The organism is Trichocoleus desertorum ATA4-8-CV12, from assembly GCA_019358975.1.
GTDB lineage: Bacteria > Cyanobacteriota > Cyanobacteriia > FACHB-46 > FACHB-46 > Trichocoleus > Trichocoleus desertorum_A.
Window position 1 is genome coordinate 1 of sequence record JAHHIL010000080.1, and the last position, 14,463, is coordinate 14,463.

Annotated in this window: 19 protein-coding genes; 11 read left to right on the forward strand and 8 right to left on the reverse strand. The window is 47.5% G+C overall.

Going from position 1 to position 14,463, the window contains the following annotated elements:
- The first annotated feature begins 110 nt into the window (after nt 1–110).
- Together KME12_26750 and KME12_26755 are read left to right on the forward strand one after the other, a co-directional pair.
- Complete coding sequence (locus KME12_26750; GenBank protein MBW4491364.1) at nt 111–359, forward strand: hypothetical protein; 249 nt, start codon at nt 111–113, stop codon at nt 357–359.
- Between the two features lie 124 nt (nt 360–483).
- Nucleotides 484–1,266: an isoprenyl transferase gene (locus KME12_26755; GenBank protein ID MBW4491365.1), complete on the forward strand. Its 783-nt coding sequence runs from the start codon at nt 484–486 to the stop codon at nt 1,264–1,266.
- Nucleotides 1,267–1,421: 155 nt separating this feature from the next.
- Here the strand turns inward: KME12_26755 and KME12_26760 are convergent, their stop codons facing one another.
- The 7 genes from KME12_26760 to KME12_26790 are packed head-to-tail and all read right to left on the reverse strand — an operon-like array spanning nt 1,422 to nt 7,868.
- Nucleotides 1,422–2,048: a cysteine hydrolase gene (locus KME12_26760; protein ID MBW4491366.1), complete on the reverse strand. Its 627-nt coding sequence runs from the start codon at nt 2,046–2,048 to the stop codon at nt 1,422–1,424.
- A 48-nt stretch (nt 2,049–2,096) separates the two neighbouring features.
- Nucleotides 2,097–2,954 carry an ABC transporter permease gene (locus KME12_26765; protein MBW4491367.1) on the reverse strand — a complete coding sequence of 286 codons (858 nt, stop codon included), beginning with the start codon at nt 2,952–2,954 and terminating at the stop codon, nt 2,097–2,099.
- 55 nt (nt 2,955–3,009) lie between these two features.
- Nucleotides 3,010–4,371 (reverse strand): type III glutamate--ammonia ligase, encoded by a 1,362-nt coding sequence (glnT, locus tag KME12_26770; GenBank protein ID MBW4491368.1) that lies wholly within the window; start codon nt 4,369–4,371, stop codon nt 3,010–3,012.
- A gap of 25 nt (nt 4,372–4,396) precedes the next feature.
- Nucleotides 4,397–5,182 carry a creatininase family protein gene (locus KME12_26775; protein ID MBW4491369.1) on the reverse strand — a complete coding sequence of 262 codons (786 nt, stop codon included), beginning with the start codon at nt 5,180–5,182 and terminating at the stop codon, nt 4,397–4,399.
- Entirely contained in the window at nt 5,179–5,958 is a 780-nt protein-coding gene (locus tag KME12_26780; GenBank protein MBW4491370.1) for an MBL fold metallo-hydrolase, read from the reverse strand. Before KME12_26780 ends, KME12_26775 begins: the two co-directional genes overlap by 4 nt.
- 30 nt (nt 5,959–5,988) lie before the next feature.
- Nucleotides 5,989–6,984, reverse strand: a complete 996-nt coding sequence (locus KME12_26785) for an ABC transporter substrate-binding protein (protein ID MBW4491371.1) — start codon at nt 6,982–6,984, stop codon at nt 5,989–5,991.
- A gap of 23 nt (nt 6,985–7,007) precedes the next feature.
- The gene (locus KME12_26790) at nt 7,008–7,868 is read right to left on the reverse strand and encodes an ABC transporter ATP-binding protein (protein MBW4491372.1); all 861 of its coding nucleotides are present in this window, start codon (nt 7,866–7,868) and stop codon (nt 7,008–7,010) included.
- A 972-nt stretch (nt 7,869–8,840) separates the two neighbouring features.
- On the opposite strand from KME12_26790, the gene KME12_26795 reads away from it, so the two are divergent.
- The 9 genes from KME12_26795 (at nt 8,841) to KME12_26835 (ending at nt 13,472) form a co-directional block, all read left to right on the forward strand.
- Entirely contained in the window at nt 8,841–8,978 is a 138-nt protein-coding gene (locus KME12_26795; GenBank protein MBW4491373.1) for a hypothetical protein, read from the forward strand.
- A 37-nt stretch (nt 8,979–9,015) separates the two neighbouring features.
- Nucleotides 9,016–9,672, forward strand: coding sequence for an RHS repeat-associated core domain-containing protein (locus tag KME12_26800; protein ID MBW4491374.1), 657 nt, complete (start codon nt 9,016–9,018; stop codon nt 9,670–9,672).
- A 33-nt stretch (nt 9,673–9,705) separates the two neighbouring features.
- Nucleotides 9,706–10,719 carry a hypothetical protein gene (locus KME12_26805; protein MBW4491375.1) on the forward strand — a complete coding sequence of 338 codons (1,014 nt, stop codon included), beginning with the start codon at nt 9,706–9,708 and terminating at the stop codon, nt 10,717–10,719.
- 106 nt (nt 10,720–10,825) lie between these two features.
- Nucleotides 10,826–11,227 (forward strand): hypothetical protein, encoded by a 402-nt coding sequence (locus tag KME12_26810; protein ID MBW4491376.1) that lies wholly within the window; start codon nt 10,826–10,828, stop codon nt 11,225–11,227.
- Nucleotides 11,208–11,363 (forward strand): hypothetical protein, encoded by a 156-nt coding sequence (locus tag KME12_26815; GenBank protein MBW4491377.1) that lies wholly within the window; start codon nt 11,208–11,210, stop codon nt 11,361–11,363. Before KME12_26810 ends, KME12_26815 begins: the two co-directional genes overlap by 20 nt.
- Nucleotides 11,364–11,444: 81 nt before the next feature.
- Nucleotides 11,445–11,987 (forward strand): transposase, encoded by a 543-nt coding sequence (locus tag KME12_26820; GenBank protein ID MBW4491378.1) that lies wholly within the window; start codon nt 11,445–11,447, stop codon nt 11,985–11,987.
- A 136-nt stretch (nt 11,988–12,123) separates the two neighbouring features.
- Nucleotides 12,124–12,381, forward strand: coding sequence for a hypothetical protein (locus KME12_26825; GenBank protein ID MBW4491379.1), 258 nt, complete (start codon nt 12,124–12,126; stop codon nt 12,379–12,381).
- 110 nt (nt 12,382–12,491) lie between these two features.
- Nucleotides 12,492–13,106, forward strand: coding sequence for an HINT domain-containing protein (locus KME12_26830; protein ID MBW4491380.1), 615 nt, complete (start codon nt 12,492–12,494; stop codon nt 13,104–13,106).
- A gap of 12 nt (nt 13,107–13,118) precedes the next feature.
- The gene (locus tag KME12_26835; GenBank protein ID MBW4491381.1) at nt 13,119–13,472 is read left to right on the forward strand and encodes a hypothetical protein; all 354 of its coding nucleotides are present in this window, start codon (nt 13,119–13,121) and stop codon (nt 13,470–13,472) included.
- Nucleotides 13,473–13,911: 439 nt separating this feature from the next.
- On the opposite strand, the gene KME12_26840 is transcribed toward KME12_26835, so the two are convergent.
- Nucleotides 13,912–14,367 carry a DUF4351 domain-containing protein gene (locus KME12_26840; protein ID MBW4491382.1) on the reverse strand — a complete coding sequence of 152 codons (456 nt, stop codon included), beginning with the start codon at nt 14,365–14,367 and terminating at the stop codon, nt 13,912–13,914.
- Nucleotides 14,368–14,463: the final 96 nt, after the last annotated feature.

Genomic DNA, 14,463 nt, shown 5'->3' on the forward strand with positions numbered 1-14,463 from the left:
TCATAGAGACGGGAAGTAGGAGTCATGGGTTTTGCTAATGGGTGTGGTAACTGATCAGCTTAAACCAAGCTCCTCTTCCCTCCTACCTTTCGTTTCAATCACTCAGACTTTTGTCAGTCAAGCAGGGTTTCACCCTCCTCCGAACGATGCAAGGACGACTGACTTACAGCCAAAATCGCAGTAGTTTGGTTGGCACGTTACATCGCATGACGAATGTTTTGGCTTGGCAATCTTGGTCTTGGAGCAACCGAGCCACGTTTATTTTTACCTGTACTCGGGTTTTGCACCGTCTTTATGGTTGGAGCAGGAGTTTGACGGCTGTAGAGTTGCAGGAGCTGTTTGGAAAGGAGGAAGGATGAGGGAGGAAGGATGAGGGAGGAAGGATGTTCGGCTTTGCCGTTCGCGAAGCGTAGGATGAAAGGGGATAGACGAAATCTCCTGTTGAGAGTGTGTGATTGATATTAGTTGAAATTTAGAAGTGATATGGTTAGCAAATTTTTCTCGTCTCTCCCTGCTGATTTAGATGCTCAACGATTGCCTCGCCATGTGGCGGTGATTATGGATGGGAACGGTCGCTGGGCGACACAGCGGGGTTGGCCACGGGTTGCGGGGCATCGTCAAGGTACTAGAACTCTCAAAGCGCTATTGTGTTGCTGCAAAGACTGGGGGATTGAGTCGCTGACTGCCTATGCTTTCTCGACTGAGAATTGGCGGCGATCGCCTGAAGAAGTAAATTTCCTGATGCTGCTGTTTAAGCGATTGTTACGTCGGGAATTGGCTGAAATGCAGCGAGAGGGGGTAAAGATTGTTTTTATTGGAGATTTGTCTATTCTCCCGGAAGCTTTGCAGCAAGAAATCCAACATGCAACGCGAGTGACCGCTAACAACCGAGCCATTCAATTTAATGTGGCTATGAATTATGGCAGTCGAGCTGAGATTGCACAGGCTTGTCGTCAGGTGGCTGAGCAAGTGCAGCAGGGAAAGCTAACTGCCGCTAATGTGACAGAAGACTTGATTGAGCAATATCTTTATACTGCTGATATGCCTCATCCGGATCTCCTGATTCGTACCAGTGGCGAGATGCGTCTGAGCAACTTCCTATTGTGGCAGTTGGCTTATACAGAATTGTATTTCACGGAGATCCTTTGGCCCGATTTTGACCGAGCTGCTTTTCATCAAGCTTTACTTACTTACCAAAGCCGCGATCGCCGTTTTGGAACCGTTGCCACGCCCCTATCCACAGGGCAAACGCATGAAAAGTTTTGAAACCAGATATAGCGTTATGGCCTCAAACACCTACTATAGGTAGCCCCATGTATTCTCAATAAGAGCAAATCGTTACGAATTTTCGCAACAGGAGGGCTTCAAAGTCAATAACGCAGTTTCATGCGTTTGCCCTGACCCCTATCCAGCTCTGCGGCTCAAGCTGTACTGTAGCTGTGCTTAGGCGATCGCGGCTGGGGTACCAATTGGGTTGCCTGGATAAAATCATCGTGCTTGATGGGGGCTGAGCGTTGCAAATATGCCATCGCCTTCAGTGCCGCCCAGTGAGCCTCCCAATCGGAGCCAGCACAGCAGTCTTCGATCACATGAAAGTGATAGTCGCGGTGGTGCGCTTCAGCGGCGGTGTAGTGGACACAGACATTGGTCATCGTGCCCATCAAGATTAGGGTGTCAACTTTTAAGCCTCGCAGGAGGATTTCTAGGTCAGTGCCAAAGAAGCAGCTATAACGGCGTTTACCAATAGCGAATTCTCCCCCAATGGGGGCAAGTTCCCAATAATAGTCGGTGCTGGGCCAGGTTTCCAAGCAATGGATCGGTTCTGCACCATCCAGTTCTCGGCCAAAGTCTACCATTTCCTTGCGGTGGATTTCCTTGAAGTGGATTACGGGCATCTTGGCGGCTCGTGCTGCGGCTAATACCTGCTTAGCTTTTGGTAAAACCTCTGCTGTCCCCACATGGGGCAATCCACCTTCACCCGTGAACACACCCGTTTGGAAATCAATACAGATCAGCGCTGTGGTTTGAGGATTGAATTGAAACGTCATTGGATACCTGTTGAAGTGACAATTTGGCTCATGCTCTTGCGGGACAAATTAATGGCGAATCTGGTCAGCCCAAGGTGTGAGCTTTTGTGAAAGTGATTTTAAGCCGTAGTCAATCACGACTCCAATCACCCCGATGAGGGCAATGCAGAACAATACTTTTTCGGTTTGCAGAAAGCGCTGGGCTTGGATGATTTTGAAGCCCAAACCATTCTGAGCGGCTACCAATTCTGCAATGACTAGGAAGTTCCAGGCTCCGGAGATATTGACGCGGAGAGTGTCGAGGACGCTAGGGAAGGCAGCAGGGATAATCACTCTAAAGACGACATTCCGCCGAGTTGCGCCCAATGTGTAGGCGACATTGATCATCTCATTGGGGATAAACTTGACGGCGTCTGCCACCATAATGGCGTTGTACAACACCACTCCCAACATGATGATCAGGATTTTGGAAGGTTCTCCTAAGCCGAGCCAAATCACGATTAGTGGCACAAAGGCAGTCACGGGCATATAACGCACAGTGCCGACCAAGGGAGCAAATAAACTATCTAGGCTGTAGAACGTGCCCATTGCCAATCCCATCGGCACTCCAATGACTGCTGCGGCCAGAAAACCAGCCAAGACACGACCACTGCTGACTAAGACATCTAACGCTAGATTGTCTTCAGTAAAAAGTTTGAGGCCAGCTTGGAACACAAGGGCTGGGGACGGCAAAAAGATTGGCGACACCCATTCTAAAGAGCTAACTACGGTCCAGAGCAATAACGGAACGACTAGGGAGATGGCAATGAGCAGTAAAGACAGTGACTTAGGAAAGCCTTGACGAATACTCCAAAAAGTCGAGGGCTGCAAATAGTGATATTCACGGGTAGGTTCCAAATTCGTTAGGCTGGATTGAGTCACCGAAATTACCTCCGCTAGGGTTAAGACTTGGGCTAAAAATGCTATGTAGAAAAACTTGCATCTAGAAGAACTTTAAGTACCGCTGGATTTCCCAATCGGAAACATGGGTGTGATATTCCTCCCATTCCTGGGACTTGAACTCAATGTAAGATTTGTACATCAACGGTCCCATCACCTTTTCGCTCAGGGGGTCACTGGCAAAAGCCGCGATCGCCTCTCCTAAATTGCGCGGTAGGAAGCGAATCCCCATTTCCTCCAGTTGCTCTAACGAGTAGTTATACATGTTTTCGGTATTGGGGTCGCCTGGATCAATGCCTTCCCGAATTCCCTCTAATCCAGCGGCTAACAGCATGGCGGCACCGAGATAAGGATTGCTGGCAATATCAGCGGCGCGGCACTCTACTCGTCCCCCGGCTAAAGGAATCCGCAACATATTAGTGCGGTTGTTGTTGCCGTAGCAGACGTAGATAGGAGCCCAAGTAAAGCCTGACATACTGCCTCTGGCTACCAACCGCTTGTAGCTATTGACCGTCGGGGCAATGACGGCACAGATCGCAGGCGCATGTTTGAGGATACCTGCAATGAACTGATAGCCCAGCTTGGAGAGTTTACAACCTCGCGTATCGTCAGGCTCATAAAACAGATTTTCTCCTGTCTGGATATTTGCCAAGGACATATTGTAGTGAGCGCCGCTCCCCGTCCGATTGGCAAAGGGTTTGGGCATGAAGGTGGCAAAAAAGCCATGCTTACGAGCGATCTCTTTCACCATGAGCCGAAAGAAGGTAAAGCGATCGCCCATTTTTAGGGCATCACAGTAAGCGAAATCGGTTTCAAACTGGCCATTGCCATCTTCATGGTCGAAGGAGTAGACATCCCATCCCAGGCTATTCATGGCCTCGACAATTTCTGTCACCCAGGTGTAGTTATCCAGCAGTCCTTGTAGGTCATAGCAAGGTTTGGCTAGCGTGTCGCGATCGCTCACCGGAGTCACCTTACCATCTTCTCCTTCTTTGAGGAGAAAAAATTCGGTTTCAATTCCTAAGTTGAAGGTAAAACCCATTGCTGCGGCTTCGGCTAAGACTCGCTTGAGGATGCCGCGAGAGCAAGCTTCAAAAGGTTCTCCTTTCAGGTATAGGTCGCTGGCTAGCCAAACCAATTCCGAATTCCAGGGCAAGATAGCCGCTGAGTTAGGATCGGGACGGGCTGACACTTCTTCATCGCTGACATCCTGGGGTACACCATCCAAGGCGGCTCCAGTAAACAGCTCTGATCCTGACATCATCTGTCCCCAGTGGCTCAGCGGCACTGATTTGGCCTTGCACATGCCGTGGATATCGACAAAACTGGCTAGGGCATACTTCACCCCCTGATCTTGCAGAGATTCCTTGAGCGCTTGTGATTCTGGAGTTAGGGTTTCAGTCATCTTCTTTATCCTTCAAATTCGGGCATTACTGAATGGTGGGAGGCATCTCTTCGAGGGGAGTTCCTTCCGTCATGGCTCGTTGCAGTTGGGCACTTAGCTCTGCCACGCAGCTTTCTAAAATTTGTTTGCCGAAACTAAAATCTGCTTGGCTAGGGGTTCCCACCGCTCCATGAACACTCTCTTTGTTAACGGTGTAGGCGAAGAAGGAACCAGCCGAGCGATCGGGTTCATCTAGGGCCTTATCCATCTGTACCAGATCGGGCCGCAACGCCAACATCATCGAAGTTTCAGCACAATTGGCATGAAAATTAGCCGCATCTTGGTGATAGAACTGATGAATCTGGGGGGTAATCTCCCACAGCGATCGCAGCGCAATCCGGAGATCGGGATAGGTATGCCGCACATTCTCTAGACCACAACGCAGCGGTGCCCAATTAGTGACGTGACCATTCAGCAGCAGCAAACGCTGGAATCCGGCGCTACAAACCCACTCGGCAATTTCTAGAATCAACTTAGCCAAGGTTTCAGGCCGTAGGGAGATGGTTCCAGGCCATTTTTTGGAATGACCTAAAGAGCAACCATAGGGTAAGGCAGGTAACACGGGGATGCCTGTTTGCGCCGAAACTCCATGAGCCACGGCGATCGTGGAGAAAGTATCTACGCCGACGGGCAAATGCAATCCATGTTGCTCAGTGGCTCCAATCGGGAGGATCACCATGTTGATTCCACCCTCTCGCAATTGGGTAATCTGCTCCCAAGTCAGTTCTTCCCAAAGCACAGGCTGGTTAGTAGGGTTATCTGGGTGGATCATCTCTCACTCCTCACCAGAGACTCTATCGGACATCCCGGTTGGCGGCGACGCTCTAAATAGTCCTGCATAATTTGGTGATAGCGTTCCTGTCCGAAAATAGCGTAGTGACCGGGATAGACCGTTTCTACAGGTAGCTTTTGCAAGCGCTCGTAGGTGGCTGTGTAGGTGGGAATGTGGCTGCAATGCAGTTCATCCAACAACTCACCATCGTAAATCACATCGCCAGAGAATAACTCTTGAGAGGCAGGATCGTACAAAGCAATACAGCCAGCCGAATGTCCGGGTAGATGCAACACTTCTAAGGCGCGATCGCCCAAATCCAGTACGTCTCCTTCTTGCAAAACCCTAGTGGGTTCAGCCGCTTGGAGGGTGTATTGCTCCACCGTAAACCCAGCGTGGGGTAGCAAATCAAAGTGTTCGGGTTTCACCCAGCCCTGTTCCGGTAAGCAGAGAGCCTCATAGTCATCGCCTTGCCGCAAAGCCTCTGCTTCCGCCGCGTGAATAGCTCGCTGGTCGAACTCATACAGTCCGCCTGCATGATCAAAATGAATGTGAGAGGCGATCGCTAGCAAAGGTTTATCAATCAGGGCAGCAATATGTTGCCGCAGACTGGCAACCCCTAACCCTGTATCAATCAACAGGTCTTGCGTTTGGCCTTTGATTAGCCAGAGATTGGCGCGATTGTAGGCGTAATAGTGAGGCTCTGTAATCAGATACAGGTCGTCTCTCAGCCGCTGGGTAGAAAACCAATGCTCACAGACGGGTTTGTTGCACATGATGATAGCGAACAGATGAGCAATGGATAATTAGGCTGCCTTCACGATGGAAGCATCATATATAGACTCGACCTTGAGAGCTTGGGGCACAAACTTAAAGTCGTAAGCAGCTTTGGCAGTCATCTCCAAATTGCCAATCAAGCTGTTGGCATTACTAGGATTAAAGCCGACGGATTTATTGCCCTCTAAATCAAATAGTTTCACGCCTTCCAATTGCGTTTTGATCTCCTCAGCGCTCACCCCCAGCCTTCTACCCGCTAGCTTGAGAGACTCGACATCACCTGCGTTCAGCAACTTCACCGCTTGATCGACTGCTTTGAGATAAGCTTGCAAATCTGTCTGACGGGTTTGTAGCAATGTGTCATGTACCGCAATCACATCTGCAATTAGGTTAGTATCCTTGGTAGAGAAAATAACTTCTCCTCCCCCTTGCTGCGCGGCTTTGCTCAGGTAAGGTTCATAGGAAACGGCAACATCTACTTGTTTGGCAGCAAAGGCCGTCGCAGCATCAGCCGCCGCTAGGTCTTTGACGGTCGCATCTGCCTCAGTCAGTCCTCCTCTTTCCAGGTAAGCTCGGAGAAGCACTTTCTCAAACAAAATATTTTCGCGGGCGATCGTTTTGCCTTTGACATCTTGAGGAGACTTGATCCCACGGCCAATAATGCCATCCGAGCCATTGGAGTAGTCCACCAAGTAGATCATTTTGATCGAAGGATCTTTAGCCGCCATTTGAATGGCATCCCCAGAGGTAAACCAACCGATATCTACTTTTCCTGCTAGGAACGCGGTCATCTCTTCTGTAGCACTCTGGAAAAACAGATCTTGAACTTTTAGTCCTGCTTGGGAGAAAAGATCCTTTCCTACCGCGACATGATGACCAGAATAACCTACCCAATTATTGGTAGCAGAAACCAACGCTTGAGATTGGGGCGCATTGGTATTGGGTTGCTGAGAGCAGGCAATGCTGAGGACTAAAGACAAGAACGCTAAACCCAGCAACCGAATCAAAGAAGGGAACTTACGCATGGAGTCTGATTGAGTTTAATTAACTAAAGAGCAACTGTGGCAACGTCGTGACGCAGAGTATGAATAATTTGTCGCTTAATATCGACAAAGGTGGGAGAAAGTTTAATATCCAATTCTCGATGTTCTGGCAGTTGAATCGTAATCTCTGCTTTGATTTGACCTGGATGGGCACTCATGACATAAACCCGTTGCGACAGGTAAATGGCTTCTTCGATGTCATGAGTAATCATCATCACCGTGACATGGGTTTGGTCCCAAAGCTCTAGTAAGAACTGCTGCATCTGTTCTTTCGTCTGAGCATCAAGAGCGCCAAACGGTTCATCCATCAGCAACACGGCTGGCTCATTGGCTAAAGCCCGCGCGATCGCCACCCGCTGCTTCATCCCACCCGATAACTGCTTAGGATAGCTGTTGGCAAACTTTGACAACCCCACCACATTGAGGAAATAACCCACGCGATCGCGCTGTTCAGCTTTCGACATTTTGCGGAGTTGCAGTCCAAACGCCACATTCTGCGCCACAGTCAGCCAAGGATAAAGGGTGTATCCCTGAAAGACCATGCCGCGATCGGAACCAGGCCGTCCTGTTACCAATTGGCCATCGACAAAAACCGCGCCGGAAGAAGGGGCAGCCAGCCCAGCCACGATGTTGAGTAACGTAGACTTGCCACAACCGGAGGAACCGACCAAACAGACAAATTCTCTAGAGTGAATCTGTAAGTTGACATCATCCAGCACCATTAAGGGCTTGCCTTTGAGGCCGTATGACTTGCAGACGTTGTGAACTTCGAGTTTTGTCCCTGTAGGGGAAAAGGATGGGTGGGTTTGGTGTATCTGAGCAGTGCGCTCTGGCATTTTGCGAGATCTTGAGTCAGTACTGAGCATTGCAAAAAGCTCCTGAAGCGGGAAGGGTTACGGTGCTGATCCGAGGAACTGAGGCAGAATTATCCTCTACAAGTTCTTTAGGTTTTCCAATAACGATAGTTGCCATATGCAAACTCAACTGTAGGAAATAGAACAAAAAAGCCCAGGAGAAAAGCAACTGCTGTTGCAGAAACTCTCCCGGGCTTTTGTCCCGCCGTGTAACCTATCAAACTTTATAAAAGTCAATAGATCCGCCTCTCTCGGACCAGGCACTTATCCCAATGGATAGGTCGGAACCCTAGAAGCTGTAACAGTTTTCAGTTTTTTTAACTTCCCTAGAAAGACTTTTCCAAAGATGGTGAATGACCCAGACTATATATAGCCAGTTGCTAACCTTAGCAGTTGTATCAAAAGTGACGGAATTGCAGAGCGTTGCTAAATCCCCACAAGTTTTATCCAGGGCGATCGCTTTCTCAGCTTGGTTTTCGAGGATGCAGGGAATTGATTCTCAAAGTTTTGTAGAGATTAGAGTCGTATTGTTATAGAACTAGAGGCTGCATGGAGCGTATTGCGGTGGTTGGGACTACGGGGTCTGGCAAAACAACTCTGGCCCGACACATTTCTCAACGTTTAAGCATTCCTCATACGTCGTGGCACTACGCCAGGAGCTACCTATTTCTTTACCGTTGTCACCTATCAAGGGCAGAAAGTGTTTCATGTTCCTGAAATACTCGAGTCGTTACGGCAGGCTTTTCGCATCGTTAAAGCCACTCACCCGTTTACCATCAAAGCCATTGTCGTTCTTTTAAACCATCTGCATTGTGTTTGGTTTCTCCCTCCCGGTGATGCTGATTTTTCCACCCGATGGCGATTGATCAAAACCACGTTTACTCGCGCTTGTCCTGATCGATATAAACGGTAGCGAAATCACTCTCAGCTCGATAAAAAGAAGCCGTATGGCAGCGTCGCTTCTGGGAGCATCAAATTCTCTTTTTGGAAGATCTCGATAAGCCTTTCTCTGAAATAAATCCATATAAATTCATTCGTAGTAGAGAAACTATGAATGAGGAGGACTATAAGATTTCAGAATGGGATGTATGTGTGGATGAGGTTAAAGTGTTGCTTGACTGACAAAACTAAGAAGCGGGAATGTGGCTAAGGACGGTGAATTCACGCTTTAGGGACTCGTCGTGTTGTCGTTTGGAAGCAACAGCAGGTTGAGGGTCAGGGGCACTGGGGAGAAACTGATAAACCGGAATCTTCCATTGCTGTGCGATCGCGTCGAGACAACCGAGAGGTGTTCCATCATACAGACGGGTTAGGTTCAACACGAGCCTTGACCGATGTGGTGGGATTAGTCACCGATCGCTATACTTATGATGCTTTTGGGGTGCTGTTAGAGCATCAGGGCACCTTTGGTAATGCCTTCCAGTTTGCAGGTGAGCAGCGCGACAGCAGTACTGGATTGGATTATCTGCGGGCACGGTACTACGACGCTAGCCTGGGTCGATTTGTATCGGCAGATCCGTTTGCTGGGTCAATGGCTGATCCGATGAGTCTGCACAACTATCAGTATGCTCATGCGAATCCGGTTCGCTATACTGACCCGTCAGGGTACATGAGTTGGGCTGAAGTGGGTGCTGTCATTACAATTATGGCTCAACTCACCCTCGCCAGCAGTGTGGGATTTGGCACAGGTTACATCCTTGGAGGTGCCATCCAAGGCCGCAATGTCTCAAAAATGTTTGGGGATTTTGCGTCAGGGTTTGCCTCTGGGGTATCAGGCGGCATGATTACGGAAACCTATGAGGCATGGACAGGATAGCCCGTTGAACCGAAGGATGGCATTTTATCTAATGTGGGGCAAATTGCAGGTATCAGTGCATCCATTTTGGCAGGAACTCGGTTTGCAACTTGGGCAACTTCCACAATTGGTTCATTGAAGTGGGCAGGAATTGTAGGACTTGCCGCAGATACAGCATCTGATTTGTATGGGTTAGCGAGAACTACGCAGAATACTTACTATGCAGCGCAGGATGGTTGGCAGGTAGAAGACAATCTAAATCTGCTGGGCTATGTGCCGTTTGCCCTCAAAGGGGTGTCTAAGGTTATCGCTGGCGCAAGGGCAGTAAAGAGTCCAGATGTCGAGCTGAAAAATCTGGAAACCACCCAGGTCAGGGCGGGTGATCCACCTGCCACTGGCGGTAGTAAGTCGCTACTTGAAGGTAGTGGCGGCTGCTTTACGGCTGGAACTGAAATCCTAACCACTGAAGGCATCAAAAACATTGAAGATATCCAGGCGGGCGATTGGGTGATTGTTGATGATCCAACCACACCAGGAGAAATCGAAAAACGTCAAGTCTTGGTTGCCTATGAACGCCAAGCGACCACGCTGATCGACATCTATGTTGATGGTGAAATTATTTCCGCTACTGAAGAACATCCTATTTGGGTCGTCGATAAAGGCTGGGTGGAACCCAAAGACTTGCAGGTAGGCGATCTACTGCAAACTAAAGATGGTCGAGTCGTAGATGTCGATAAAATTGAAAAACGCGAGAGCGACTTCAAGGTTTACAACTTCAGAGTAGAAGGAATACCTACCTACTTCGTCTCAGACCTTGAAATTCTGGTTCATAACAATACGAATTGTCCAGGAGATGTTCCAAGTCGTAAGCAGAGTGGAAAATTTACTGAGCCTACTTTGCCAGATAAGGAAGTTGCTAGGCAAGGAGAGATCAAGATAGTTCATAACTATAGAAGCAATGATCATGCACCTGCTCATGTACATGTTACAGGAGGTGGAAAGGAAACAAGGATTAGAATAAATGGAGAACCCATGCCAGGCGATCCTGCTCCAACTTCAAAACAATGAAAATTGGTCAAAAATTAAGCATGATTTGGAGAAAGTTGTTAAATGGTTAAAGTATCAAGATATCCCAGACTAATTGGCCGTAATTGCGTTGTACACCTAAAAACTTTTGAGTAAGAATGAAAAGATGATTGATGATCCAGTTTTCTTGAAACTTCAATTTACTTCACAATGGATTGATGCAGGAGTAATAACTGCTGATTATTTTGAATTGATTCGGCAGGAGTATTTGACAGGAGAAGATCAAAATACTGAGCATTATCGGTGGGGCGCTTTCAGAAACTTTCTAAAGAATAATAGCTACATTTCTAGGGATTCTTTTTTTGCAATCTATGAGTTAGGTAGAAATGATCCAGATTATTCTATGGGTCGAGCTATGAGATTTGATCTTATCAAGCGGTCAGACTGTCCAATGGAACTAATCAATACTGCTATCAATGATACTGATACGGCTTTGGCTAAACACGCATTAAAATACAAGAAGCTTAGAGATGCATCAGTTGGGCATTAATCTAGCGAGACCGCTGATCTTGTGTAGTGCGATCGCTCGCCTCGTAGGTTGGGTTGAGGTCACGAAACCCAACACTTCAACTGTTGATCAGAAACCCAATGCTCCAAGAGCGATCGCCTTCAGTAGGTTGGGTTGAGGTCACAAAACCCAACAGCTCAAACGGTTAGCTGACTCATCTATAATGCCCATACTAGTGATAGCTGAATTGGGCAATCAGATGCACTATCGTCGTGCCACCACACCAGGAGCCACCTACTTCTTTACCGTTGTCACCTATCAACGGCAGAGAGTGTTTCATGTGCCTGAAACAATTGATTCATTACGGCAGGCTTTTCGCACCGTTAAAGCCACTCACCCGTTTACCATTGAGGCCATTGTCGTTCTTCCAGACCATCTGCATTGTGTTTGGTCTCTCCCGCCCGGTGATGCTGATTTTTCCACTCGCTGGCGATTGATCAAAACCACGTTTACTCGCGCTTGTCCTGAGCGGTACAAACGGCAGCGAAATGACTCTCGGCTCGATAAAAAGGAACAAGCGGTATGGCAGCGTCGCTTCTGGGAGCATCAAATTCGAGATGAGCCGGATTTGAAGCACCATATAGATTACATTCATTACAATCCGGTGCATCATCAGCTTGTAAAACACCCCAAGGATTGGCAGTATTCAAGTTTTCATGGGTATGTAAACAGAGGAATCTATGAGGTTGATTGGGGAGCGGAAGATACCATTTTGCCCAAAGATACCATGAGATATGAATGATGAATCGTGGATAGAGGGATGTTGGGTTGACGGAGGAAACCCAACCTACTGAGGGCGATCGCACTGGCAAGATTTTATCTGTAAACCCCACTTCGACAAGAAAAGCAGAAAAATTGATGAGACAATTGGAGGGTAAATGAAGATTACTTTGACTGAAGAGGAAAAGCGATACTGCCTTGAAAGCGGTTTTCTTCCCACGAATTATACTTCCATTATATCTAGCGCTACATATGAAGACACTTCATATGTAGTTAGTATCTCAGAAGAAGATGCAGATGAAATTCGTGATCTATTTAGTGAACAACTGCAAATCGTAGGTTTTGACGAAAGTTACTCTCCAACCGTAGAGGGAAGAATGTTAGAAACTCTCATCGACAAGTTTTTTATCAACTAATCAATTATCACAACAGCAAATCAAGTTAATATTGTAGGTGAATTAGACATTGCCTAATGCAACATTTTAAGGTCATCTAGAGCATTGAGGACATCCAAGCGGGCGATTGGGTGATTGTTGATGATCCAACCACACTAGGAGAAATCGAAAAACGTCAAGTCTTGGTTGCCTATGAACGCCAAGCGACCACGCTGATCGACATCTATGTTGATGGTGAAATCATTTCTGCCACCGAAGAACATCCCATTTGGGTCGTCGATAAAGGCTGGGTTGAACCCAAAGACATACAGGTTGGCGATCTACTACAAACTGAAGACGGACGTGTAGTAGATGTCGATAAGATTGAGAAGCGAGATGGTGAGTTCAAGGTCTACAACTTCCGGGTTGAGGGTATTCCTACCTACTTTGTCTCTGACCTTGGCATCCTGGTTCATAATAATACGAACTGTCCTACTCCTAATCCTAGTCAGCAAACTAATATCGATAGATTCATAAAAAAAGCTCCATCAAACTCAAAAGATAATATAGAGATTCGACAATTGCCTAATGAAGGAGTTGCTGTCCAAGCTACATCTCCAGGACGTGTACCTGGTTCTAAGGCTGTCTATGAAAAACAAATTGATGTAAATGGTAAAACTGTACAGTACACCAAAACAACCTATGACCCACAAGGAAATATTATTCACGTGAAGGACAAGATTAATGGAGGCGAGTTAACCCCATAATGAGATGTTGCAATGAACTACCGTCTTAGCTTACTTAATGAATTAGTCAATTTCTCTAGAGACTTAAGCTCTGTTCAAAAAGAGCTATCGCTGTTACCCTGGGATTATTCAGGCATTCCATTTCAAGTCACTAAAGCACATATTTGCAATATCCTTTCCAGGTATTTATCAGATGATTTGAATGAGAAGGATATCGAACTTTGGGCGAATCTATTAGAGGGACGAGAAGACATTGATTACGTCGAGGAATGCGAAACATTGATAGAAAACATAATTTTTCGGCTTGCTAATCCAGTAATTGAGGGAACGTTATCTCATGAGTTAGCCTTGCAGATTGTTGATTCATTGTCCAAGTGCGATCGCTGATCTCCCATAGGTTGGGATGAAGTCACAAAACTCAACAACACCAGTGCAATCGCCCTCAGTAGGTTGGGTTGAGGATACGGAACACCTCAAACTACTAGCCGCTCTGGCGTTGACTTTGACAAAGGCGATCGCCTCCAAGCCCCTTAACCCATTCAGGTCGCTCCTTAAATCAACGGTAGTTGTACTGAACTGATTCTGACTCGCTCTCAAAACACCAGTGAAATTCTATAGACTTCTCTCTGTCGGTAGGGAAATCTGAAGCGGGGCTTGAAATAGCGTCCCCTGTTCTTTCCTTACCCCCGTAAGAATTAGCACTATGAGTGGATTGGTGCAGATTGGCGATCGCGTGATTACAGCGGCAGAGATGATTCCCCTGCTGATTGGGTACGAGCTATTTCCGCAGTTTTGTCGGCAACTCATCATTGACCAAGCGATCGCATTAAGCTAGCGGCTCGTGAATTTCTAGCCAAGCCTCTAACTCAGCCAGGGTTGAGAAACTAAGCAGGGCGATCGCCAGGGCTTCGAGCTGAGCCAAGCTTAACTGAGCAATGCGATCGCAAACACCATCCGGTAATTGCCCAACTCGTTGCTCCAGTAGGAGAAGAATCAGCGATCGACGCTCCTCCTGCCGTCCTTCCTGCCGTCCTTGTTGAATGCCTCGCTCAAAGCCAATTTCTTCGACACTCGTGATGTAAGGCACCTGGCGTTCCTCCTCGTATGCCTTCAACTCTAACCAAAACGCTTGCTTCAACCCTTCTGGTAAGATCATAACCCAATCAATAAACTTGAACAGATGCAGCACATCTCGACGACTGTAGCCCGCTTCATACAACCGCCGAATCAACTCCAGTTTCCACTCCTTACGGGGCTTGCAAATAAATAAGATACCAGTCACTCTAGCAAGAATGGAGCCGGGAGTTCCCTCCCTTGCTCAAGCTTGCTAGTGAAGGAAACCCTCCAACGATGTTCAATGACACGATTAAAGCAACGT